This window comes from Kushneria marisflavi (assembly GCF_002157205.1).
GTDB classification, from domain to species: Bacteria; Pseudomonadota; Gammaproteobacteria; order Pseudomonadales; family Halomonadaceae; genus Kushneria; species Kushneria marisflavi.
Window position 1 is genome coordinate 762,590 of sequence record NZ_CP021358.1, and the last position, 22,990, is coordinate 785,579.

At 60.5% G+C, this 22,990-nt stretch carries 20 protein-coding genes; 12 read left to right on the top strand and 8 right to left on the bottom strand.

All coding sequences use genetic code 11. The features are described 5' to 3' along the window. Positions 1-52: 52 nt before the first annotated feature. Positions 53-919, bottom strand: a complete 867-nt coding sequence (gene yghU / locus B9H00_RS03560; protein ID WP_086899506.1) for a glutathione-dependent disulfide-bond oxidoreductase — start codon at positions 917-919, stop codon at positions 53-55. A 230-nt stretch (positions 920-1,149) separates the two neighbouring features. On the opposite strand from yghU, the gene B9H00_RS03565 reads away from it, so the two are divergent. After that, positions 1,150-2,055 (top strand): aldo/keto reductase family oxidoreductase, encoded by a 906-nt coding sequence (locus B9H00_RS03565; RefSeq protein WP_086899507.1) that lies wholly within the window; start codon positions 1,150-1,152, stop codon positions 2,053-2,055. 269 nt (positions 2,056-2,324) lie between these two features. Further along, positions 2,325-3,638: an MFS transporter gene (locus B9H00_RS03570; RefSeq protein WP_086899508.1), complete on the top strand. Its 1,314-nt coding sequence runs from the start codon at positions 2,325-2,327 to the stop codon at positions 3,636-3,638. Between the two features lie 46 nt (positions 3,639-3,684). Here B9H00_RS03570 and B9H00_RS03575 read toward each other — a convergent pair whose 3' ends face one another. Further along, entirely contained in the window at positions 3,685-4,098 is a 414-nt protein-coding gene (locus B9H00_RS03575; protein WP_211329559.1) for a YqaA family protein, read from the bottom strand. Positions 4,099-4,389: 291 nt separating this feature from the next. On the opposite strand from B9H00_RS03575, the gene B9H00_RS03580 reads away from it, so the two are divergent. The 5 genes from B9H00_RS03580 (at position 4,390) to B9H00_RS03600 (ending at position 10,711) form a co-directional block, all read left to right on the top strand. Continuing rightward, entirely contained in the window at positions 4,390-5,547 is a 1,158-nt protein-coding gene (locus B9H00_RS03580; protein ID WP_086899509.1) for a GGDEF domain-containing protein, read from the top strand. Positions 5,548-5,776: 229 nt separating this feature from the next. Then, positions 5,777-7,027: an MFS transporter gene (locus tag B9H00_RS03585; protein ID WP_086899510.1), complete on the top strand. Its 1,251-nt coding sequence runs from the start codon at positions 5,777-5,779 to the stop codon at positions 7,025-7,027. Positions 7,028-7,182: 155 nt separating this feature from the next. Beyond that, positions 7,183-8,526 carry an MFS transporter gene (locus B9H00_RS03590; RefSeq protein ID WP_086899511.1) on the top strand — a complete coding sequence of 448 codons (1,344 nt, stop codon included), beginning with the start codon at positions 7,183-7,185 and terminating at the stop codon, positions 8,524-8,526. Positions 8,527-8,720: 194 nt separating this feature from the next. Further along, entirely contained in the window at positions 8,721-9,146 is a 426-nt protein-coding gene (locus B9H00_RS03595; protein WP_086899512.1) for a DUF2231 domain-containing protein, read from the top strand. Further along, the gene (locus tag B9H00_RS03600) at positions 9,143-10,711 is read left to right on the top strand and encodes a PQQ-dependent sugar dehydrogenase (protein ID WP_086899513.1); all 1,569 of its coding nucleotides are present in this window, start codon (positions 9,143-9,145) and stop codon (positions 10,709-10,711) included. Before B9H00_RS03595 ends, B9H00_RS03600 begins: the two co-directional genes overlap by 4 nt. 89 nt (positions 10,712-10,800) lie before the next feature. Here B9H00_RS03600 and B9H00_RS03605 read toward each other — a convergent pair whose 3' ends face one another. After that, complete coding sequence (locus B9H00_RS03605) at positions 10,801-12,498, bottom strand: mechanosensitive ion channel family protein (protein ID WP_086901683.1); 1,698 nt, start codon at positions 12,496-12,498, stop codon at positions 10,801-10,803. A gap of 165 nt (positions 12,499-12,663) precedes the next feature. On the opposite strand from B9H00_RS03605, the gene B9H00_RS03610 reads away from it, so the two are divergent. Then, entirely contained in the window at positions 12,664-14,169 is a 1,506-nt protein-coding gene (locus B9H00_RS03610; RefSeq protein WP_086899514.1) for a DUF2252 domain-containing protein, read from the top strand. Between the two features lie 191 nt (positions 14,170-14,360). Beyond that, the gene (locus B9H00_RS03615; protein WP_086899515.1) at positions 14,361-15,425 is read left to right on the top strand and encodes an NAD(P)H-dependent flavin oxidoreductase; all 1,065 of its coding nucleotides are present in this window, start codon (positions 14,361-14,363) and stop codon (positions 15,423-15,425) included. A 34-nt stretch (positions 15,426-15,459) separates the two neighbouring features. Here B9H00_RS03615 and B9H00_RS16730 read toward each other — a convergent pair whose 3' ends face one another. Continuing rightward, entirely contained in the window at positions 15,460-15,624 is a 165-nt protein-coding gene (locus B9H00_RS16730; protein WP_157663173.1) for a hypothetical protein, read from the bottom strand. 259 nt (positions 15,625-15,883) lie between these two features. Continuing rightward, the gene (locus B9H00_RS03620) at positions 15,884-16,765 is read right to left on the bottom strand and encodes a LysR family transcriptional regulator (RefSeq protein WP_211329560.1); all 882 of its coding nucleotides are present in this window, start codon (positions 16,763-16,765) and stop codon (positions 15,884-15,886) included. A 126-nt stretch (positions 16,766-16,891) separates the two neighbouring features. Between B9H00_RS03620 and B9H00_RS03625 the strand changes: the two genes are divergently transcribed. Both B9H00_RS03625 and B9H00_RS03630 read left to right on the top strand, forming a co-directional pair. After that, the gene (locus tag B9H00_RS03625; protein ID WP_086899517.1) at positions 16,892-17,623 is read left to right on the top strand and encodes an SDR family oxidoreductase; all 732 of its coding nucleotides are present in this window, start codon (positions 16,892-16,894) and stop codon (positions 17,621-17,623) included. Positions 17,624-17,745: 122 nt separating this feature from the next. Then, complete coding sequence (locus B9H00_RS03630; protein WP_086899518.1) at positions 17,746-18,237, top strand: GNAT family N-acetyltransferase; 492 nt, start codon at positions 17,746-17,748, stop codon at positions 18,235-18,237. A 31-nt stretch (positions 18,238-18,268) separates the two neighbouring features. Here B9H00_RS03630 and B9H00_RS03635 read toward each other — a convergent pair whose 3' ends face one another. Together B9H00_RS03635 and B9H00_RS03640 are read right to left on the bottom strand one after the other, a co-directional pair. Next, entirely contained in the window at positions 18,269-19,069 is an 801-nt protein-coding gene (locus B9H00_RS03635; RefSeq protein ID WP_086901684.1) for a helix-turn-helix transcriptional regulator, read from the bottom strand. Between the two features lie 202 nt (positions 19,070-19,271). Beyond that, the gene (locus tag B9H00_RS03640) at positions 19,272-20,327 is read right to left on the bottom strand and encodes a hypothetical protein (protein WP_086899519.1); all 1,056 of its coding nucleotides are present in this window, start codon (positions 20,325-20,327) and stop codon (positions 19,272-19,274) included. 428 nt (positions 20,328-20,755) lie between these two features. On the opposite strand from B9H00_RS03640, the gene B9H00_RS03645 reads away from it, so the two are divergent. Continuing rightward, entirely contained in the window at positions 20,756-21,943 is a 1,188-nt protein-coding gene (locus B9H00_RS03645) for an MFS transporter (protein WP_086899520.1), read from the top strand. A gap of 244 nt (positions 21,944-22,187) precedes the next feature. On the opposite strand, the gene rlmE is transcribed toward B9H00_RS03645, so the two are convergent. After that, positions 22,188-22,808 carry a 23S rRNA (uridine(2552)-2'-O)-methyltransferase RlmE gene (gene rlmE / locus B9H00_RS03650; protein WP_086899521.1) on the bottom strand — a complete coding sequence of 207 codons (621 nt, stop codon included), beginning with the start codon at positions 22,806-22,808 and terminating at the stop codon, positions 22,188-22,190. Between the last annotated feature and the right edge of the window lie 182 nt (positions 22,809-22,990).

Genomic DNA, 22,990 nt, shown 5'->3' on the forward strand with positions numbered 1-22,990 from the left:
GCAAAAAGCCCGGCTCGGCGCCGGGCTTTTCACTCTCTGACCCTGGTAAAAATCAGCTCTGACCGATTTTGTCCTGCGTCTTCGTATCGAAGTCGCTGGCATCGTGGCGTTCGTGGAGCTGGGTGTCCGGCTCACCGAAGGTGCGATTGACCATGCGGCCAAGCTGTACCGCCGGGCGAGCGTCGATCTCTTTCGCCCAGCGCACGACGTGCTCATAGCTTTCCACCTGCAGGAACTCGGCAGCATCGTACAAACGGCCCAGCACCAGCTGGCCATACCAGGACCAGATGGCGATATCGGCAATGGTGTACTCACTGCCGGCCATGTAAGCGTTATCAGCCAGATGGCGGTCAAGCACATCAAGCTGACGCTTGGCTTCCATGGTGTAACGGTCGATCGGGTATTCGAGCTTCACCGGCGCATAGGCATAAAAGTGCCCGAAACCGCCCCCCAGGAAGGGCGCGCTGCCCATCTGCCAGAACAGCCAGTTCATGGTTTCAGTGCGCGCGACGTGCTCACTCGGCAGCAGCTCGCCAAACTTCTCGGCCAGATACAAAAGAATCGAGCCGGACTCGAACACCCGTGTGGGCGGTTCGGTGGTGTGGTCGGCCAGTGCCGGAATCTTGGAGTTGGGGTTGAGTTCGACAAAGCCGCTGCCGAACTGATCGCCTTCGCCAATGTTGATCAGCCACGCATCGTATTCGGCCCCCTCATGACCGAGCGCCAGCAGCTCCTCAAGCATGATGGAGGCTTTCACGCCGTTGGGTGTGGCCAGCGAATAGAGCTGAAACGGATGCTTGCCGACCGATAGTGTCTTGTCATGCGTGGGCCCGGCGACCGGACGATTGATACTGGCAAACTTGCCACCGCTTTCCTTCGGTTCCCAGACTTTCGGCGGCGTATATTCCTGATCACTCATGGGTCATTTCCCTTTGGCATGCATTGGGGTGTCTTGCACCCGGTGTCTCGGGAAAAGATAGCGTGTTAATGAAAAGACCGCGAATGCGCGTCCCCTATCGCCGTCAGAGTGTGCCTTCATGGCGATTGCCGCGCTGGAGACTATGCTCAATCCAGTCATCGATACACGCGGGCACTGTATCGATAATGCTGCCGGCAGCAGCCTGGTCGCACACCATGGAGAGAGTCATCATGATCACCATTGAAGGGGCTGGACGCTATACGCTGGGCGAGTGGCAGGTCTGTCGCATGGGCTATGGCGCCATGCAGCTGGCAGGGCCCGGTGTCTTTGGCCCGCCAGCGGACCCGGCCAGGGCACGCCGAGTGCTTCAGGCCGCCATCGAGTCAGGCGTTGATCATCTCGACACGTCGGACTTTTACGGTCCACACGTCACCAATCAGCTGATTCGTGAGGCGCTGCATCCCTACCCGGATCAGCTGCATATCGTGACCAAGGTCAGCGCCCGTCGCGATGAGAAAGGCGCCTGGCTACCGGCGCTCTCGCCTGAAGAATTGACCCGCGCCGTGGAAGACAACCTGCGACACCTCGGGCTCGAAGCACTGGATGTGGTGAACCTTCGTAGCATGATCGATCCCCACGGTCCGGCGGAAGGATCGCTGGAGGGCCCCTGGACAACACTGCTGGAGCTGAAGGCACGCGGACTGATTCGCCATCTGGGACTGAGCAACGTCACCGCTACCCAGATACGAGAGGCACAAAAAAGCGGTGACGTGGCCTGTGTGCAGAACCAGTACAACCTGGTCCAGCGCCAGGATGATGCCCTGATCGATGAACTGGCCGCGCAGAACATCTCTTACGTGCCCTTCTTTCCGCTGGGCGGCTTCACACCGCTTCAATCGGACGTGCTGGATGAGGTTGCCGCGCGCATCGAGGCGACACCGATGCAGGTGGCGCTGGCCTGGCTGTTACAGCGCTCGCCCAATATTCTGCTGATACCGGGCACCTCGACACCTTCGCATCTTGAAGAGAACCTGGACGCCGCCAATCTGGTCCTCCCACACGCAGAGCTGGCCGTCCTGGATCGGATGTCCAGCAAGAAAGAGCAGGACCGCCCCTGGTCCGGCCATGATGTCTGATACGGGCTCGCCCGGGCCGGCTGCGAACTGCCCTGTGATATTCAACAAAAGTCTCAGGGCTGCGCTGAGCGACGATGGGTAAGATGTTGCCCCCTTTCGACCCGAAAGCGTAATGTCCGGCCCGCCCCTCACCGGGGCGTCCGTGTTTGGCACCCGAACGCGATGACCGTGCCGCGCCCCTTTCCCCGTTATCCCGGGGCATTTTGACCCTCTTCTCGAGCCGGAGAGCTTTCAGAGAAGATCGACCGCCACCCCGGGAGCATGACTGCATGACCACCGATACCGTTTCACCCGCGGCCGGCGAGACGACCTCGCCGACAGCACCGGCCAACACGCCACGACGCGTGATGATCGCAAGTCTTGCGGGCACCACCATCGAGTTTTATGACTTCTATATCTTCGCGACCGCGGCAGCACTTGTGATCGGGCCCACCTTCTTTCCGGGAGAGTCCTCTCAGATGCAGGTGCTGGCCGCCTTCATGAGCTTTGGGCTGGCATTCGTGGCCCGTCCGGTAGGCTCGTTTCTCTTTGGTCATTTCGGTGACCGCATCGGGCGCAAGTCGACGCTGGTGGCCAGTCTGGTACTGATGGGCGGCGCAACGGTCGGCATCGGACTCCTGCCCGGCTATCAAAGCATCGGCATTGCCGCACCGATTCTATTGTGCGTATTTCGCCTGTGTCAGGGATTGGGCATTGGTGGGGAATGGGGTGGTGCAGCACTTCTGGCGACCGAAAACGCCCCGCGCGGGCGACGAGCCTTTTTCGGCATGTTCCCGCAGCTGGGGCCGTCGCTGGGCTTTCTGCTGGCCAACGGTGTCTTTCTGGTCATTTTGCTGTCGATGAGCGATGAGGCCTTCATGGTATGGGGCTGGCGCATTCCGTTTTTGCTGAGCGCCGTACTGGTGGTGATCGGGCTCTATGTCCGCACCACCCTGGCGGAGTCCGAGGTCTTTACCCGCGAGCAGCAAAAGCCGCCCGGTCGCGCCCCCCTGATCGAGCTGCTGCGCAACCACCGCACGCCGCTGTTGCAGGGCACGCTGGCCATGGTGGCCTGCTACGCGATCTTCTATATCACCACCGTGTTTACGCTGAACTACGCCACCCAGACCCAGGGCGTCGACCGCGGCACCTTTTTAGGCATGCTGTGCTTTGCCATTATCTTCATGGCCGGGGCCACGCCGCTGTCGGCGCTGGCGTGTGACCGCTTCGGGCGCAAACCGGTGATCATCAGCGGGCTGATCTTTACCATTGCCGTCGGGCTGATGCTGGCGCCCTTGATCAGCAGCGCCTCGATTCCACTGACGCTGGTGTTCCTGTGTCTCGGCCTGACAGCGATGGGCTGGATCTATGCGCCCATGGGCGCGCTTTTACCGGAGCTTTTACCGACACGGGTGCGCTATTCGGGTGCCGGCATCGCCTATAGCCTTGCCGGCATTCTGGGCGCGTCGCTGGCCCCCTATGCCGCCCAGTGGCTGGTCACTCAGGGGGGCCTCTCATGGGTGGGCTACTACATCGTCGGCATGGCAACCCTGAGCCTTCTGGCCATGCTGAGCGTGCGCGAAACCCGCGACCGGACGCTTTAGGGCCGTGATCATCCGTCGGACGATGCTCTGCAGAGCGCGTCCGACGCTACAGGATCAGCAGACTCAGCACGATATAGCGCAGCGCCTTACCCAGGGTAACAAGCCCCACAAACCAGAGCAGATTGACCCGCAGAACACCGGCGATCAGCGTGAGCGGATCACCGATGATCGGCACCCAGGCCAGCAGCAATGACCAGCGTCCATAGCGGCGAAAGCGCTGCTCGGCGCGGGCCATGACGCCCGGTTTCTGACGCTTGAGCCAGCCCTGATTGGCCCAGTAGCCCATGGCGTAATTCAACAGCGAGCCCAGCACATTACCGACCGTGGCCACCGCCACGAGCGCGACGGGCGATCCCCCCTTGAGCAGCAGCGAAGCCAGCACGGCTTCCGAACCCATCGGCAATAGCGTGGCTGACAAAAAGGCCGAGATGAACAGTCCGGTCAGGCCGATATCCAGCAATGCGCTCCCTCCAGCAATACGTCTCCATGATGTGCCCTGAATAAGCGCCCTCTCCTGAAGCGTCAAACCCGTTCATTGAATCCTCAGTCCCATGAACCAAAGTTCTCTCTCGCAACGTCCTGATTCGTTCCATAATGAAACCATCATGCCAGGTGCTGGCTGTTGGAGGTCAAAGCTTAATGGAAGAGGCTGATCAGGGCGCTATCACACGCTCTGACAAGAACAACAAGCTTCTCAAGTCGATACCAACAAAACAGCCCTGCTCTGCTCGAGGGTGTTCAAGGTGGACCGATGCTCGAGACGATCAAAAAATTCTGGTCACCTGGCATTGCAGGCAATCCACACGGGGTGTGCCGCCGGATTGCCCTGAGTAATCAGCTGGGCATTTTTGGAACCGTTGCGACCATACCCTATCAGCTGTTTTATTATTTTTATGACTTCGCGGGGTATCGGGGCGTCTTTCTTGCCAATCTGATGTTTATGGCAGGCTACCTGTCAGTGCTGCCACTCAATTACAAACGATGGTACAACACTGCCAGCACGGCGTTACTGATCAACGGGTGCTGCCAGCTGTTTGTCGTGACCTGTTTTATCGGTACCGGCGCCGGGGTCAATCTGTTTTATTTTTCCCTCGCCGCCATACTGGCCTTTCTCTATAAACGCCCGGGCATACGGGTATACACCGCCATTATGGCCTCGTTTGGCGTGCTGTATCTGATCACGCATTTTCTGTTTACGGCGGACACCGTGATTTCACCGATGCCGTCCCCCTGGATCGATGTCATGTACGGTTTCAGCGTGGCGGGTGCGCTGACACTTTCAGGCGTTGTGCTGTATATCTTCCGCCAGCAGATCGACCATGCCGAAGGGGAGCTGATGCTCAGCAATCGATACCTGGAAGCACTCAGCAATACCGACCCCCTGACGGGCCTGGCGAATCGACGGATGCTGGATGCTGCTCTTGAACGTGAATGGTCACGGCTGGTACGGCATCAGGAGGCGTTGTCAGTGCTCATGTTTGATGTAGATCACTTCAAGCACTTCAACGATCGTTACGGTCACGCCGAGGGGGACCGCTGTCTCCAGCGGGTAGCCCTGGCGGCCCGAAAGGTGATTTCCCGATCTTCCGACCTGCTGGTGCGCTATGGCGGAGAAGAGTTTGTCATCGTGCTGCCAGATACCGACGAGGCAGGAGCAAAACATCTGGGTGACCAGCTGCGTGCCGCCATCGAGCGTCTGAAAGTGCCTCATGAGGCGCTGGGAAAGGAAGCTTTCGTCACCATCAGCGTGGGCGTTTCAAGCATCGAGTACATGATGCCCGGGATCCATGCCTGCAGCGGCATGACCCTACTAAAGCGCGCCGATGAAGCGATGTATCAGGCAAAGCTCAACGGTCGCAATCAGATGGTGTATCACCCCTTTCACATGCCGCAGCCCCAGGGGCATTGAGCGTGTGATACCGATGTCCAGCCCTGATGACAGCTACCCATCCTTGCCGGGAGCCTGCCAGGTCCAGGCCGTACCTGCCTGCAAAAAACCGCTACACTGATCATCATGCCGGCGCCTGAGCGGCCCTGTCGAAGGACGCGGGCACTTCTTCGTTTTTTACACGGACGCTGACGCCCTTTCATGATGGATCGCTTTTCAATGGCATGTCTCGATGTGCGCATGACGCTTCATGCCTGATCGCCGGCTTTTTCGCTCGCTGAGCGTTTACAACTACCGGCTCTGGTTTGCAGGCGCCATGGTGTCCAATGTGGGGACCTGGATGCAGCGCATCGCCCAGGACTGGCTGGTGCTGACCGTTCTCACGGCCCATGATGCCAGCGCCATGGGCATTACCATGGCGCTGCAGTTTGGCCCGCAGCTTTTACTGCTGCCGCTGTCCGGCTTTGCCGTGGACTACTTTGATCGTCGCCGTCTGATCATGCTCTCTCAGGCCCTTCAGGGTCTGCTGGCGCTGGGGCTCGGAATTTTAACCCTGACCGGCGCCGTCACACTCTGGCAGGTCTATCTCTTTGCGTTTGCCCTGGGCTGTGTGACGGCCTTTGATGCCCCGGCGCGTCAGGTGTTCGTCAATGACCTGGTCGGCGAGAAGTTTCTGGCCAATGCCGTGGCGCTCAATTCCACCTCATTCAACGCCGCACGCATGGTAGGTCCGGCCGTGGCCGGCATTCTGATCGCCGCTGCCGGCACCGGCTGGCTCTTTATCATCAATGCGGCCTCCTTTGCCGCGGTATTGGGCGCGCTGTGTCTTTTGCGTGTCAATGAGCTGCACATTACCGAACGGGCCACCCAGCGCCGCGGCAGTCTGACCGAAGGCTTTCGCTACGTGCGCCACCGCCCGGATCTGAGCGCGCTGTTGATCATGCTCTTTTTGATCGGCACCTTCGGCTTCAACTTTTCGGTCTTTATCTCGACCATGTCGGTGAGCGTCTTTCACGGCGATGCTCACCAGTACGGGCTTTTGACCACCTGTCTGGCCGTCGGGTCGGTGACCGGTGCGCTACTGGCCGCCCGACGCGAGCAGCCTCGCATGGCGCTTTTGCTGGTGTCGTCGTTGTCATTCGGCGTGTTCTGCCTGCTGGCCGCGCTGGCGCCCAGCGTCTGGCTCTTTGCCATAGCGCTGATGCTGACAGGGCTTTCGGCACTGACCTTCATGACCGCCTCCAACGCCACCATGCAGCTCACCACAACGCCGGCCATGCGCGGGCGAGTGATGGCGCTGCGTATTGCAGTCACCATGGGCGGCACCCCCATCGGAGCGCCCATTGTAGGGGCGATCGCCGACCATGCCGGCCCGCGCTGGGCCATGCTGGTGGGGGCAGCCGCCGGGATTCTGGCGGCACTGGTCGCGCTGAGGGCCAGAGTACTGGAACGTCGGCGAGCGGCTTCCGAGACGGCTTCTGTCACAGCCATCAGCGACTAGCGCCAGGGCCGTTCACCCAGGGCGTTATTTCACTTCTTTTCCCGGGATTTCAGGCGTATAGTGCGCTCGCTTTCGACCGCCCGGTCGAAGGTCCTGCTTTCGAAAGACCCGTTGGCTCCCCCACCCGCCGACGCTCATCAGGATCAACACGCCTCATGTCACGCCAGTTGTTCTCGATGGCCCTTGCGCCATTACTCGGACTTTTTATCTTTGGGATCGGCAACGGTTTTCTGATGTCGCTGGTGACGGTGCGTCTGGACGCCGCCGGCGAATCCGCCACCACCATCGGCTGGATATCGGCCGCCTTTCATGCCGGTCTGGTCATCGGGGCGCTTTTTAGTGACCGAATCCTGCTGCGCATCGGTCATATCCGTGCCTATGCCTGCTTCGGTGCGCTGGTGGCAGTGACCGTGCTGGCTCAGGGTCTGTGGGTAAACGCCGAATTCTGGTTCGTCATGCGCTTTCTGTGCGGCTGGGCCACGCTTGGCGTCTATCTGGTAATCGAAAGCTGGCTTTTGAGCGCCTCGGACCCGAAGGTACGCGGTCGCCTGCTGGCGCTGTACATGATCGCGCTGTATGGCGCCGGCGTGATCGGGCAGCTGCTTTTGGGTGTGGCCGATATCGGTGACGATTCGGCCGCCTTCATGGTCATTGCCATTCTGGCGGCCCTGTCCATCCTGCCGCTGGGCCTGATCCCGCGTGTTTCACCGCTGATCGAACACGCCGAGCCGCTCTCCCCCTGGCGGCTGATCACGGTCACCCCGACCGGCGTGGCAGGCTGTTTCGTGGCCGGGCTCCTGATCTCGGCGGTTTATAGCCTTTTGCCGCTGTATCTGCAGCGCAGCGGCCTTGAGCTTTCCGACGTCGGTCGCATGATGGCGGTGGTGATTCTGGGCGCCATGCTTTTGCAGTATCCCATCGGGCGATGGTCGGATCGCCATGACCGACAGATGGTGCTGATTCTCACCAGTCTGGCGCTGTCAGCCTTGTGCTTCGGTCTCTTGTGGATCGGTGATGGTCCCCTGCTGATGGCCGGCATGCTCTTTTTGATCGGGGGCAGCGTGTTCGTGCTTTATCCGGTGTCGATCAGCCACGCCTCCGACCGGGCACCGGCGGGGGCACTGGTGCGCATGAGCCAGGGGCTTTTGCTGATCAACGAGCTGGGCGCCACCTTCAGCCCGCCGTTGATCACCCCGGTCATGTCGCGGCTGGGCAATGGCGGGCTATTCATGACGATGGGCGGGCTGGGCCTTGTGCTGGCGGTCTTTTTGCTGTGGCGTCGCAGTCAGCGCCCGGCGCCGATGCCGGTGGCCCCCTTCACCTCCAACCCGCCGCAGTCGGTGGTCGGTGCCGAGCTGGTGGTCACCGAGGCGCTGGTACTGGGTGCCATCGATCATGAACATCATGAGGATCTTTCACAGGTAGTGCCGGATGTAGATACCGCGCATCCCGATCCGATCACGCCTGACGACACTACCGTCCAGACCAGACCCGTGTGAACTGACCGCCCTTTAAATCGACATCAGCCGGCCACGTCATCGTGACCGCTGTCTGAAATTCAGCGCGGTTTCAGACCAGGGGGAAAGTGCTTCACTGAAACGACCACAAACCGACTACGCTTTGATTGAACGCTCGTGATAATAACGTGCCGCCAGTGCACAGGTTTTCTTTCAATGCTTTCAGGGGGTCAGAAGTGAACACTGCAGCCGAACATACCTATCGACGCGGAATTAATCCGCTGCACGGGGTGCTGCTTGCCGGCACCCTGGTGCTCTTTCTTGGCGCCACGCTGAGTGACTACGCCTACATGGACAGCTACGAGATCCAGTGGGCCACCTTTTCCTCCTGGCTGATTGCCTTTGCGCTGGTCTGCAACGGTTTGGCCTTTCTGTGTGGTCTTTTTGGCCTGTTTGTTGCCCATGACCGCCGCCGGGGACTCATCTATCTCGCCTTGCTGGTGGCCAGTTTCCTGCTGGGCTTCGTCAACGCGCTGACCCATGCCAAGGACGCCTGGGCCATGATGCCAAACGGCTTCATCCTGTCGCTCGTTGTGACCGTGCTGGCCCTTGTCGCCACCTGGATCGGCTTTACCAATACCGGCGTGAGGAAATCACAATGACCCAGTCCAGACTCACTCTGACGACGCCGCTGGCGATCGCCCTGATGGCGGGCAGTGCGGGGGCTCTGGCAGATGAGCCGCAGTTTGGCGCCAGTCCGAACCTGCCGGACCCACAGCGCGGACTCCTGCCCAACATGACGGTGCCCGAGCAGGCGCCGTGGAATGATGACAAGCCGACGGTTCCCGAAGGTTATAGCATCACCGAGATTGCCTCTGACCTGAAGATTCCGCGCCAGACGCTGGTTCTGCCCAACGGTGATATCCTGGTGGCCGAAGGCAGCGGCGGCCATGCCCCGAAGCTCAAGCCCAAGGATTTCATTGCCGGCATCATCAAGGCGAAAGGCAAGACCTCGGTCAAGGGCGGCAACCGGCTGACGCTTTTACGAGATGCCGATGGGGATGGCACCTATGAAGAGCAAACCGTGTTCGCCGACGGTCTTGATGCCCCCTACGGTCTGGCGCTGATCGATGACCAGCTCTATGTCGCCAATCAGGGCTCGCTGGTGCGCTTTGACTACGAGGATGGCCAGACACAGGCCAGCGGTTCGCCCGAACTGGTGACGCCGCTGCCTTCCGAGATCAACCACCACTGGACCAAGGCGATGACCGCCAGCCCCGACGGTCAGTATCTGTATGTCGGGATTGGCTCCAACAGCAACATCACCGAGCGCGGCATGGAAGCCGAAGTCGACCGCGCCGAGATCTGGCAGATTGATCCCGAAACCGGGGCCCATCGAGCCTACGCTACCGGCGTGCGCAACCCGACAGCCCTGACCTTCCAGCCGGGCACCAATACGCTCTGGGCAGTCGCCAACGAGCGTGACGAACTCGGCCCGAATCTGGTGCCGGACTATCTGACCTCGATTCAGGATGGCGGCTTCTATGGCTGGCCATGGAGCTACTGGGGCCAGCATGTTGATCCGCGTGTCAAACCGGAAAATCCGGAGAAGGTTGAGGCGGCCATCGCACCCGACTACAGTCTGGCCTCTCACCGTGCGCCGTTGGGTATCGCCTTTTCCAATCCGCAGGTCGGAGGCGAATACAGTGATGGGGTTTTCATCGGCCAGCACGGCAGCTGGAACCGTGCGGACCCGGTCGGTTACAACGTGGTGTTCGTCCCCTTTGAAAACGGCAAGCCGGCCGGAGACCCGGTGGACTTTGTTTCGGGCTTTCTGACCGATGACGGCCATACACGCGGACGCCCGGTGGGCGTGAGTGTCGCCCCGGACGGCTCGGTCATCGTCGCTGATGATCTGACCAATGCCGTATGGCGCGTCACGCGTGATGACGCAGGCTCGGCGCCCTCAGCTTCTGCCGCCTCCAATAACGACAGCAGCACCATGTCGGAGAGCGACTCCAGCATGCCTGAAACCGAGCCGGCGACGCCTGACGACAAGGCCTTCATGCCCGAAAGCGATTCGGCCACGCCCGATAACAGCACCGACATGCCCGAGACCGAGCCGGCAACGCCCGACGACAAGGCCATGATGCCCGAGGCGCCCTCAGACACTCCCAATGAGCAGTCCGACGACGCCCGAAAAGAACCTGCCACCACGGCGACCTGATCACACGGTTCTGACAAGACACCATCCTCATCCCCTGGAGCGAGCGCCCCGGGGGATTTTTTTGGCATGGCCGACGCTGAGGAATGCCGTTACGAGTGCGTTTTTGTGTGCTCACCAAGGGCAATGTCCTGTTCACTCAGGACCACCACCTGACGCGGCCACCAGTCGGGGTGATGGTCGCGAATGAACGCCATGAGCTTTTCGCGGATACTCGCCTCTGCCGCCCAGCCGGACAGCGGATCGACCGTCATCATGAAACAGGTGATGGTCTGTGCCGAGGCGGTCTGCGCAGTGACACTGCACAGCAATTTGTGATGCTCGATGACGTTTTCCTCGGCCTTCGCAAACTCGAGGAATTTCTCGCGTAGACAGCTCACATCGGCGTTGAGGTGCAACGTCAGCTCCAGGGTTCGATACTCCATGGTGCTTTTGGCCGACAGATTCTCAAAGGGGCGGGAGGCGAAATAGGTCACCGGCACGATCAGGCGTCGTTCGTTCCAGACCCGCAGCAGGATATAGGTATAGAAGATACTCTCGACGTAGCACCACTGGCCTTCAAACATCACCAGATCACCGATGCGCAGCGGCTTTGCCAGCGAGAGCTGAAACGAGGAAATGATGTTGCTCAGCACCGCCTGTCCGGCAATACCTACCAGCACCGCCAGCACGCTGGCCGAGGCAAGAACCGACATGCCCAGCGTCTCGAAAAGGCGCACCTGACCCAGCACGTAGATCGATACCAGCACGACCATGACAAGAATGATGACGCGACGCAGCGCATAGAGCGTGGTCAAGAGCTTGCGCTCGTCCCGGGGCTTGGAGTCATCGATTTCGCCGGCCATGCGCCGGGTCATGTGCAGCATGAAGGTATCGATCAAGCGCAGGGCAATCATCCCGACGCCCCAAGCCATGACGATGGTGAGCGTCACCCGCAGCGTGGTGGCCACCACGGCCGAGAATGACACCACAAAATCCAGCAGGGTCTGCGTCACCAGCGCCATGACAATCAGCGCCACCGGGCTTCGAATCTGGGTAAAGAAGATGCTGGGTGAGCCGGAGGGCAGCCAGCGCGTAATGACCGTCATGACCAGGTGCACGCCCTTGCCGATCAGGCCGATCGCCAGCAGTACCAGCGGAATGGCGATCCATTCCCAGAGTCTCAACAGTCCGAAATTCTGCTTCAGCGGCTCCGGAATATAATCCTCGAAACGCGAAGGGCCGTATCGATCATAAAGCACGGGAATCGATGACACGCTTTCCGGCGTGATCAGCCAGACCGGCTCCTCCTCCCCCACCCGGTAGCGCCCCAGACGGATGTCATAGGCATCATTACCCGCCTCGAGCGAGGCCAGCTCGATATCCCGGCGCATTCTGCCGGCACGCGGGTCCTTGCCGGAGACATCCTCGATCATGCCATCCGGGCGCGCCGAGAGCGTGGAGATATTGAGCCACTTGCCGCGCCTGAATACCTCAGCCAATTGTCGGGCCAGCTCCCCGCCCCGTGCGCGCTGCTCGCGCGGCGAAAGATCGGCGAGGTTGAGAATGTGCGCGGCCCCTTCATAGTCGCCCTTTTCGGTCAGGCGCATGAAATGACGCATCGTCTCGCGTGGCGTACGAAGATTTGTCTGATCGACGCTCTCATTGAGCCCGACATTCAGGGCATTGACCTCGTACCAGCCTTCCGCCTCACTGTCGCTGCCACTACCGCCTTCCTGTGCCATGCAAAGGCTTGAAAATACCAGCGCTGCCAGCGCCACCAGCCACCATCGGGGCCTTTTTATCGTCATGCCTGCGTTACCGGGTTCGTGAATCATCCATGAAAGCCTCTGCCCGAACATTTCCTCCCGGACAGTGCCCGCCAAACGAGCGCCTGGCGCATCAATCGACCATGCTGGATAGTATCTCAGCAATGCCCTGACAGCCCGCACAAACAAGGCCTTCCGGAGGTGAGCATGACCGACATGACGGAACAAACACGCCAGTCACTCTACGAGCAGGCACGCCAGCGCGGGATCGAGGGGCGTTCATCGATGAACAAGGCAGAACTGGCTTCAGCGCTCAAGGACCACAGCGCCTCGCCCCATTCAAGCGTCGGCACACGTCTGGAAACCTTTCGCCGACTGGCCAATGCCGTGGCCGGCGGTGAATTCATCCTGCGTCCGCGGGTACTGACCGGTCTTGATCGCCGCCTGCACGTGCGCCAGACCCTGCGCGAGGATCATCAGACCCGCATTGCCGATGGCAGCGAGGAGACCGAGCTCAAGTTCAATCAGCTCTCCGACTCGCTCTTTTCCTTCTTTCGCGGAACGGCGCTGCTGTTTTATCGCGACATGGCCGGAGATGACGGCTGGATGCCGACCGTACTGGCGCTGGGCGACGTGCATCCCGAGAACTTCGGCGTGATGCCCAACGTCGACAACGTACCGATCTTTTCGGTCAACGACTTCGACGAAGCCTATTACGCACCGTTCACCTGGGACCTCAAGCGCGGCGCTACCGGCTTCATGATTGCCGCCGAGACCGAAGGTGAGCTCAAGCGCAAGCACCGGACCAGGGTCGTGCGTCATTTCATCGAAGGCTATATCGACGCCATGCAGCGTCTGGCCCGGGACGGCACCGAGCAGGATGAGGAGATGCGCCTTGACAATGCTCCGAAGCTGATTCGCAAGCTGTTCAAGGAGGCCCACGAGGCGCGCGCCGACTGGCTGAAGGAGGATTATCTCGATGAGAGCGGTCAGCGCTTTCGCTCCACCGACAAGCTGGTGCCCATTTCCACTCGCCGCGATGAGTTTCAGCGGATCACCGACCGGCTGATCAAGAACAATGCCATCGAGGTCCCGCCGCGCGCCATCGCGCCTGATGGCACCGCCATGCGCGTCAAGGATGTGGCCATCCGGCGCGGTCAGGGCACCGCCTCATTGGGGCTGGACCGCTATTACGTGCTCATCGAAGGCCCACAGGGTGACGGTACCGATGATCTGATCATCGAATACAAGCAGGCCCGACGTTCGGCGCTGGCCGGGCTGGTGCCCCATACCGGGCATGAGATGGACACCCGCGCCGAACGCATCACCCACGCCCAGGCCGTGCATCTGATTCGGGGCGACCGGTTCTACGGGCACGTCGAGTTTGATGGGCGCAGCTACATGTCTCGCGAGCGCGCGCCCTTTCGCGACAGCATCGACCTGGACGATCTGTCCAAAAAGGAGTGGAAGCAGTACGCCCGCATTTGCGGTCAGGTGCTGGCCGGCGTACACGCCCTGTCCGATGAAGCAGGCAAGGTGGATTACGACATCGAGCCGGCCATCATCGAGGCCATTGGCCCGGTGGCGCTGTTTACCGAGGATATGGTGGCCTTTGCCGAAGAAGCCGCCGATCGTGTGCGCCGCGATCACGACCTGTTCCGGGAGGATCACGCCCGCGGCGCCTTTACGCAGCTGGACCGGGTCTATCGATGAACCTGCCGCTGGCATGTACCTCCAGTCGAATCAGGACTGTGGCCCGGAGGAGCCGCCATGCAGTGCCCGGTTACCCCAGCTTTGTAACAAATCCTGGGTGATGGCGGCGATTTTCAAGTCGTCATCAAGCTCATGAAGCTTCAGCCCATGGTTCAATTTTTCATTATCAGTCCCAGCGGAGTCAGTCGATCGTGTCCTTTTTAAACCCGTTTATCGAAAGGCTGCGTATTCATCCTCTCATTCAGGCGCCCATGGCCGGCGTTTCAACGCCTGAACTGGCCGCTGCAGTCTCCAATGCAGGCGGCCTGGGGTCACTCGGCATCGGCGCCAGCAGTGTCTCCAGCGCTCGACAAATGATCGAGCAGACCGCATCGCTGACGACGCGCCCCTTCAACGTCAACGTTTTCTGTCATGAATCTGCCCAACGAAACACCCATCAGGAAATCGCCTGGCTTGAACACCTCAGACCACTGTTTGCCGAGTGCGGGGCAGAGCTGCCAACGGCGCTTGAGGAAATCTATCCGAGCTTTCTTCATGACGAGCACGCCCAGAAGATGCTGATTGAAACGCGACCGGCCGTGGTCAGCTTCCACTTCGGACTACCCTCTGCCAAGAAAATCCGGGCCCTGCAGGAGGCCGGCATTCTGGTCATGGCCACCGCCACCAGCACCGATGAAGCGCGACTGGCTCAGCAGCAGGGGGTGGATGCCATCGTGGCTCAGGGCATTGAGGCGGGGGGCCATCGTGGCCTGTTCGACCCGACGTGCACGGATGAGCAACTCACTACCGCGGTGCTCGTTCGCCTGCTCGTCAGCGAGCTTGAGGTGCCCATCATTGCGGCCGGCGGCCTCATGGATGGTCATGCCATCAGAGGCATGCTTGAAATGGGCGCGGCGGCCGCTCAGCTGGGGACCGCCTTTATCCTGTGTTCCGAATCGGCAGCCAATGAGGGGTATCGCGCCAGTCTCAAAAGCGAACGCGCCGCTACCACGCGCCTGACGTCAGCCCTGTCGGGGCGACCGGCCCGTGGCATCCATAACCGATTCATTGCCCATGCCGAGCAGGCGGTCGGTCTCGAACCGGCGGCTTATCCCGTGGCCTACGACGCCGCCAAACGGCTGAACGCTGCCGCCCGTCATCTCGGGCATCATGAATTCGCCGCCCACTGGGCAGGCCAGGGCGCGCCACTGGCACGAGAGCTACCGGCAGCCCAACTGGTCTCGACACTGATGCAGGAACTGACGCGCCAGCGGTGATGCTGTCAGGCGTGTCGTGGTGCTCGAGCAGCCCTTACGCGCCTGTCAGCACGATAATACTCCCCGCCAGCAGCAGCCCGGCGCCCACCAGCGCGGCACGAAAGGTACGCACATAGAGCCCCATGGCCACCATACCGACCCCGATGGGCAATAGAATCACCCCGGCAACGAACAACCCGTCCAGCAATAGCGTTTCCATGTCAGCCTCCCGGCCAGGCCACGATGAAGCCTTCTTCAAGGATAGTCCTCATGTCTGCCAGCACATTAGGCCTGTGCGACTACCGCGCCGGTGACACCGGCACCCCGCTCACGATCCTTCAGCGCACCGTGCACGAGGTCGTCTCACGGCATCACTTCACGGGCAGGTTGACCGGCAGATGCTCTCGATACCGGTGGTGATCCATCGTCAGCGATGACCTATCGATTCAGTGATGACCGATCGATTCAGCGATGACCTATCAATAGTGACGTACGTGTTCCATCAGCGCGCGGAGTTTCGGCGTTACCGTATGGCGGCTCGGATAATAGAGATAGAAGCCGGCGAAAGGCGGTAACCAGTCATCGAGCACCGTCACCAGCTGGCCGCGCTCGATCCAGGGTAGAAACGTCTCCTCCATGCCGAACGTCATTCCGCCACCGGCCAGGGCGACACGAATCATCAGCAGCATGTCATTGGTGGTCAATCGTGGATCGACCGCCACGGCAAACGCACGCCCTTCACGTTCGAACTCCCATCGATAGGGGGTCATTTCAGGTGAGGGACGCCATCCAATACAGCGATGGGCTGCCAGATCCCGGGGATGCTGTGGCACGCCACAACGCGCCAGATAATCCGGCGTGGCAACGGCGACCTGACGCTGCTCGCCGGTCAGGGGCATCGCGATCATATCCTGATCGATCACCTCTCCCAGCCTGATGCCCGCATCAAAGCCGCCAGCAACAATATCGAACGTCTCATCCGTCACGGTGACATCCAGCATGATATGAGGATGTTGTTCGATAAAGGTTGCAATCAATGGCCCTGACAGAAACCGCTCCGCGATCGATGTTGCCGTGACCCTTAAAAGCCCGCGAGGCAGGGCCGGTACATCGCGGGTGGCGTCCAGTACCGCCTCGATCTCGGTCATCGGGTCAGACAGCGCACTCAATAACCGCTCGCCTTCTTCGGTCAGCCGCACGCTACGTGTTGTGCGATTGAAAAGCGGCTTTCCCAGCGAGTGCTCAAGTCGCCGGATGCCCTGACTGACCGCCGAGCGTGTCACGCCCAGCCGGTCAGCAGCGGCCCTGAAGTTGCCTGCCTGAGCCACGGCGAAAAATATCGTCAGAAGATTGAGATCCATGCCGATTGGAAAGCCCCGCTAACCATTGAGTCCAGTCGTCAGCATATTCTGGTTAACCCTTCTGCGCATTACGCTTTGACCTTGCGAAGTGAACGTCACTTCATGTCAAACCCGCGGGAGAGCAGCATGAATATTGTCGGAAAGGTCGTTTTGGTTACCGGTGCCAGCAGCGGCATTGGAGAAGGCATCGCCCGGGAGCTGGCAGCCGCAGGCGCCTGCGTGCTATTGGGTGCACGACGCACGGACAGACTTGAGCGCATCGCAGGCGACCTCCGCAAAAGCGGCGGCATTGTCGAAGTACGCCCACTGGATGTCACAAGCAGAGAGGCGATGCAGGGCTTTGCACAGGCGGCACTGGATCTGTGGGGACGCATCGATGTGCTGATCAACAATGCCGGCATTATGCCCCTGTCGCCGCTTTCGGCCTGCAAGATGGATGAATGGGAAGCCATGGTGGAGATCAACATCAAGGGGGTTCTGTGGGGCATTGGCGCGGTCCTGCCGGTGATGGAGCGCCAGCAGGCGGGACAGATCATCAACATCGCCTCCATCGGGGCTCTGCAGGTGATGCCCACCTCGGCGGTGTACTCTGCCACCAAGTTCGCCGTGCGCGCGATATCCGACGGGCTGCGCCAGGAGAGCACCTACCTGCGGGTAACCTGCGTCAATCCCGGCGTCGTCGAAAGTGAACTGGCCTCGACCATCACCCACGAGGACACCGCTGACGTTATTGCGAGCTATCGTGAAGTCGCGCTTAAGCCTGCCGATATCGCACGCGCCGTACGTCAGGTGATCGAGGCTCCTGAAAGCGTCGACACCACCGAAATCACCCTTCGCCCGACAGCCTCGGGCAAGTGATCACGCCATCCCGGTCTTGCACCAGGGTTGGGTGTCTTATAATGGCACCCAGCCCTGCTTGATGGCCGTTTGCCCTGCTTCCCCCATGTCCCCACTGACGTCGTCGCTGCAGGATAATGTTTATGGCCACCGACTTTTGCATCCGCGATTACCGCACCGGTGACGCTGATACCACACTCACGATCTTCCAGCGTGCCGTGCGCGAGGTGGCCTCACAGGACTACACCCCAGCTGAAATCGAGGCGTGGGCCGGCCATATCGATCGTAACGTCTGGGCCAACAGCCTTGAACGCCAGTTCACCCGGATTGCGACGCGAGGGGACACACCGGCAGGCTTTGCCAGCCTCACCGATCACGGACATCTCGACATGCTGTTTGTCAGTCCCGAGCATCAACGCTGCGGCGTGGCCAGCCGGTTATTGAGTACTGCCGAGCAGGCGGCTCGCCAGCGCGGCATAATCCGATTAACGACCGAGGCGAGCCTCAATGCCCTGCCCTTTTTCCAGGCCCAGGGTTTTGAGATTGTGAAGGCACAGGAGATTGAACGACGCGGTCAGATATTAAGAAATTATCGAATGGAGAAGGCGCTACACCCCGCCGGCAATGCTGGCTGACGGTATCTTCACCAGAGCAACCCACCGGCGGCTACGCCTCCAGAGCCGCGTAATAGACCAGCCGCAGATGGCGGGACTCATCAATGATCAGCGAGGTGTGTTCGAACTCGACCGGACCGACACCTTCGAGGTTCAACCACCGCTTGCCCTGACAGGGCGCATGAACTTCATGTTGATGCCAGAGCGACCGAAAGGTCTCCGAGACCCCTTCCAGCATCTGCACCAGTGACTGCATGGCCGGGTCATCAGAGGCCTTGATGTAATCACGTCGAAAGCTCGAAAGGATCGCGGCCACCTCACTCTCCCAGTCATGTATCAGCGCCTGCAGGGCAGGTTCGGCGAACAGCAACCACAGCAGGTTACGCTGCTCCGGTGGCTGTGCGGAAAAATGGAACAGCCGATCCGCCGCCTCGTTCCAGCTCAACACGTCCCAGCGCAGATTCAGCACGTAACAGGGCCGCTGCACCAGATCCGCCATGAGTCGCTTGATCAACGGCGGGACGTCACAAAAGGTCTGGCCCGGTTCGACCGGCGGGCGCTGATGCGTGAGCAGAAACAGATGACGCCGCTCGGCGGCATCGAGCCTCAACGCGCGCGACAGGTTATCCAGAAACCGGGCCGAGACGTTGATCTCACGGCCCTGCTCGAGCCACGTGTACCAGGTCACGCCGACACCGGCCAGCGCCGCAACCTCTTCCCGTCGCAGCCCGGGGGTTCGACGACGCTGCCCGGCCGGCAGCCCGACCTCCTGTGGAGACACGCGCGCCCGTCGGGTCGTCAAGAATCGGGCCAGCTCGTGGCGAGTGCGATCCAGCGTGCGGGCAGGCGTCATGGGGTTTCTCGCAGCGGCATAAAGAAGTCGATCACCATGATGTGGTCGATGGTCGGCCAGGGCAAGACATTGACGTCCGGTCGGTTTCCCGCCCATGAAAAGGGCCCATTCAAAGATGAGCCCCGGAAATCACAGCCAGAATTACGCGCCTGATGGCCTCAACGCTCGCGGCGGCATTGAGGGCCATTGCATCAGGCAGTGGTCAGGCGAACAGAAAGTCCTCGGGCCCCATGGCATAGTTCAGCTCGCCGGTCGGCAAGCCGGGGTCGTATTTCGGTACCCCAACCAGCGAGACGTAGTGCCCTCCGGTGTCGGTGTTCACCACGAGCTCGTGATCCGGATACATATGGACATTCCCGAAATCAAGCGGCTCGCCAGCGCTATTTTGCAACTGAGACAGATCGATGCGATCAACGCCCAGCTCAAAATTGGTGATGGTGGCGTCCTGCCAGGCGCCATCGCTGCCAAACACGAAGCTGTCGGCAACACCGTCGGTACCGCTGGTCGTACCCGACACCACGACATCTTCGAATGGACCCGTCGGCGCCGGCGCCATTTTGGAAATGTAACCCTGACGATCGGAGAACGAGTTCAAACCGCCGGCAACCTCCTCAAGCTTCAGGGCGAAGTCGTTGTCGTCCAGCCCTTCCGGCCCGCTGTCGCGATAGAAATAGAGATCATCGCCATGGAAAACCGGCAAAATGGCATCGCCACTGTCCTGATCGCCGGCAAGCGTGAGGGCGTCTTCAAGCGAGAGGTACTCATCTGCAAAAATGGCGTTATCCAGATCAAGATTATCGAAGGACTGCACCACGCTGTCATCGATAAACAGCGTGTCCCTCAGGACATCGAAGCCTGTCAGCGTGTCGATCGCATCACCATCGTTGCCGTAACGCGAAGACTCTTCCGCGAAAGAGATCACATTGACACCGTTGTCCGCGCCGCCAAGCATGATGGTTTCCTGCACGTCGCCGGAGGCGGTGTATTCAAGTCCGCCTGAAAGGCCTGAGGCATCAACCGTATGAACGGCGGTGGTATTATCGGCCCCGTTATCCCATTCGACGCGGCCGTTGCCGCTTAAACCAAGCGCGTCAAAGGCACTGCCCTGCACATTCAGATCAAGCGTTTCGCCAGAGCGGACCCCACTGTCATCAAACTGGGTCGCAAGCGACAGCGTGGTGATGTCATCGGGTAGAACAAACGTCGTTTCCCCGCCGTGGGTAAACGTAATGGATTGGGTCTTGCTGGTGTTGGCCATGAAGTCATTCCCTTGAGTGTTATTCTCCAATACTGCCGATACATGCCCCGCCCGCGGCACGCCTGGACAGCATTGCGGGAGAAAACATGACACAGGTCAAATTTAACGCTATTTAATGTAGCTTAAAAGGATAAAACAGCACGTACCGACGCCGTAAAAAGCCTGGCCCTGGACAAAAGAATGGCGACGACCGTCAGCTTGCCCGGCGAGATCTGAAACAACGCCTCCCGTAAGCACCTTTCCACCCTGATGCCTTCCTCACCAACATTCTGAGCCGACCAAATAAATAGACCTGTCGTGAGCCGTGCGTCCGGGCATGTGCTCTCATGGGATAACTCCCAGTAATAGCATAAATGGTTAAATTGTAACCCCTTCCACTCCCATCAGACTTGGCGCCCTTCACCACCGCCCCTAAAAGGAGTGCCCCCATGCCTGATGTTTCCCGGATCGTGACCTGCCTGATTGCCGCCGGTGCCTTTGCCCTCGGCATGGCCTCCTATGTGACCGCGGGGCTCATCCCGCTGATCGAGCAGGACTTTGGCGTGACCACACCACTCGCGGCACAGCTGGTCACGGCCTTTACGCTGGCCTATGCCCTCGGCTCCCCGGTCATGGTGGCGATCCTGCCGGCTCATCGACAGCGTGCCGCACTGCTCGGGATGCTCGTACTGTTTGTCACCGCCAACGCCCTCAGCGCCGTGGCCCCCGACATGACGATGCTCATGAGCTTTCGCGCCGTGGCCGGACTTGCCGCCGGTACCTATCTCGCCCTGGGTATTGCTGCCGCCTCAAGACTTGCCCCGGATCACCAGCGCGGGCACACCATCGCCATCATCATGGGCGGCATGGCCAGCGGCACCGTACTGGGCGTCCCGGCCGGGCTGTGGCTGGCCGATCATCTGGGCTGGCAGGCAGCGCTGTGGCTGATCAGCCTGATCGGGGCCGTCGCCCTGCTCGGCCTGATGCGCTGGCTGCCGGCGCTGTCACCAGTGGCTCAGAGTTCGCTCAAACAGAAATTCGCCATTTTGAAGGATGCCCAAGTGGTCAGGCTCCTGGGCATTTCCTTGCTGGCCGCGGTGGCAAGCCTCGGGCTGTATACCTTTATGGCGCCGCTGATCAGCGCCTACACCGAACACAACGTGACGCCCTTTCTATGGGTCTGGGGTGTGGGCGGCGTACTGGGCAGTTTTTTGGTCGGCTCGCTCGTTGATCGGTTCAGCAATGTGCAGATCACCACCGGCATCCTGGTGCTGCTGAGCCTGTCACTCATCGCTCTGCCGCTGGCGCTCTCGCTGAACCCATGGCTGGCACTGCTGCCCATCATTCTCTGGGGCGCGGTTGGCTGGGCACTACAGGTCCCGCAGAACAACGCATTGATGAAAGCGCGAGAGGCCAGCGGCGATGGCCACCTGGCGGTGGCGCTCAACGAATCCGCGCTGTATCTCGGCAGCGCCCTGGGCGCCGGGGCCGGTGGGGTATGGCTCTCGCTGGGCTGGCCGGTATGGGGACTGGCCGTGGCGGCCGGGGTGATTGGGCTAATGGGGCTGGGTATCTGTTTGCCCACAAGTCGAGGAAGAGGCCGGGTATCGCATCCAGTACGTCGAGGTGGTGTTTGAAGCCTTCATGAGCTCCGGCTCGGTCACGGAGAAACTCTTTTTCTTTATCGCCGATGACGACGACCGCCTGAAAACCGGCAAGGGCGGCGGGCTTGAAAAGGTCAGCACGGCGGGATTGCGCTCGCTGTTGCCCTGCAAAAAAGGGCGCCTTACAGGCAGGCGCCCTTTTTTAACCCCGTGTTTTTTCAACACCGTGCGTCATGTTCAGGTCAGGGCCAATCCCTCTGTTCCCTGTTGCCATGACCTAGCCCTTGAAGCCCTTGCCCACCAGATACACTTCTCTGGAACGAGGCCGAGATGCCTCGGGTTTGCGAATGACCACTTTCTCAAACGAGGTGCGCACATCCTTGAGAAATTCCTCCGAGCCTTCGCCCTGGAACACCTTGACCACATAGTGTCCGCCCGGCTTGAGCACGCGCCGTACCATGTCGAGGGTCAGCTCCACCAGGTACATGGACGCGGCCTGATCCGCAGCCCCCACGCCGCTGATGTTGGGGGCAATATCAGACACGACAAGATCGACCTGCCGACCGTCAATCTGCGCGAGCAGCTGCTCAAGGACGTCATCTTCCGTGAAGTCGCCCTGAATGAAATCAACGTGGTCCAGCACGTCCATGGGCAGGATATCGGTGGCAATCACCCGGCCCTTGTCGCCCACGATCCGGCCCGCAACCTGCGACCAGCCGCCCGGCGCGGACCCCAGGTCCATGACGAGCATGCCGGGGCGGATGAGCTGGTCCTTCTCGTTGAGCTCGATCAGCTTGTAGCTGGAGCGCGAGCGCAGGCCATCCTTCTGGGCGCGTTTGACGAAGGGGTCGTTGACGTGTTCATCCAGCCAACGGCGGCTGCTTTTGGAGTGTTTCATGTTGGTGCCAACTACAAGGATAGGGTGAGCCCCGAGCGCAACGCTGCGCTGCGGGGTACAAACTGGCGGCGATTATAGCGGATACGGGCAGTGAACGCGCGCCGCCCCGACAGGACGCCGATGCCATCTCCTGACAGGCTCACCGCCGCCGGGTACAATCCGCCATCGACTGTCTTTCCCAT

Coding starts and splice junctions, on each gene's coding strand:
- B9H00_RS03620 (WP_211329560.1), bottom strand. CDS start 16,765: ATGGATCTCAATCTTCTGACGATATTTTTCGCCGTGGCTCAGGCAGGC.
- B9H00_RS03585 (WP_086899510.1), top strand. CDS start 5,777: ATGCCTGATCGCCGGCTTTTTCGCTCGCTGAGCGTTTACAACTACCGG.
- B9H00_RS03635 (WP_086901684.1), bottom strand. CDS start 19,069: ATGACGCCTGCCCGCACGCTGGATCGCACTCGCCACGAGCTGGCCCGA.
- yghU (WP_086899506.1), bottom strand. CDS start 919: ATGAGTGATCAGGAATATACGCCGCCGAAAGTCTGGGAACCGAAGGAA.
- B9H00_RS03645 (WP_086899520.1), top strand. CDS start 20,756: ATGCCTGATGTTTCCCGGATCGTGACCTGCCTGATTGCCGCCGGTGCC.
- B9H00_RS03580 (WP_086899509.1), top strand. CDS start 4,390: ATGCTCGAGACGATCAAAAAATTCTGGTCACCTGGCATTGCAGGCAAT.
- B9H00_RS03605 (WP_086901683.1), bottom strand. CDS start 12,498: ATGACGATAAAAAGGCCCCGATGGTGGCTGGTGGCGCTGGCAGCGCTG.
- rlmE (WP_086899521.1), bottom strand. CDS start 22,808: ATGAAACACTCCAAAAGCAGCCGCCGTTGGCTGGATGAACACGTCAAC.
- B9H00_RS03630 (WP_086899518.1), top strand. CDS start 17,746: ATGGCCACCGACTTTTGCATCCGCGATTACCGCACCGGTGACGCTGAT.
- B9H00_RS03565 (WP_086899507.1), top strand. CDS start 1,150: ATGATCACCATTGAAGGGGCTGGACGCTATACGCTGGGCGAGTGGCAG.
- B9H00_RS16730 (WP_157663173.1), bottom strand. CDS start 15,624: ATGGAAACGCTATTGCTGGACGGGTTGTTCGTTGCCGGGGTGATTCTA.
- B9H00_RS03640 (WP_086899519.1), bottom strand. CDS start 20,327: ATGGCCAACACCAGCAAGACCCAATCCATTACGTTTACCCACGGCGGG.
- B9H00_RS03590 (WP_086899511.1), top strand. CDS start 7,183: ATGTCACGCCAGTTGTTCTCGATGGCCCTTGCGCCATTACTCGGACTT.
- B9H00_RS03570 (WP_086899508.1), top strand. CDS start 2,325: ATGACCACCGATACCGTTTCACCCGCGGCCGGCGAGACGACCTCGCCG.
- B9H00_RS03625 (WP_086899517.1), top strand. CDS start 16,892: ATGAATATTGTCGGAAAGGTCGTTTTGGTTACCGGTGCCAGCAGCGGC.
- B9H00_RS03610 (WP_086899514.1), top strand. CDS start 12,664: ATGACCGACATGACGGAACAAACACGCCAGTCACTCTACGAGCAGGCA.
- B9H00_RS03600 (WP_086899513.1), top strand. CDS start 9,143: ATGACCCAGTCCAGACTCACTCTGACGACGCCGCTGGCGATCGCCCTG.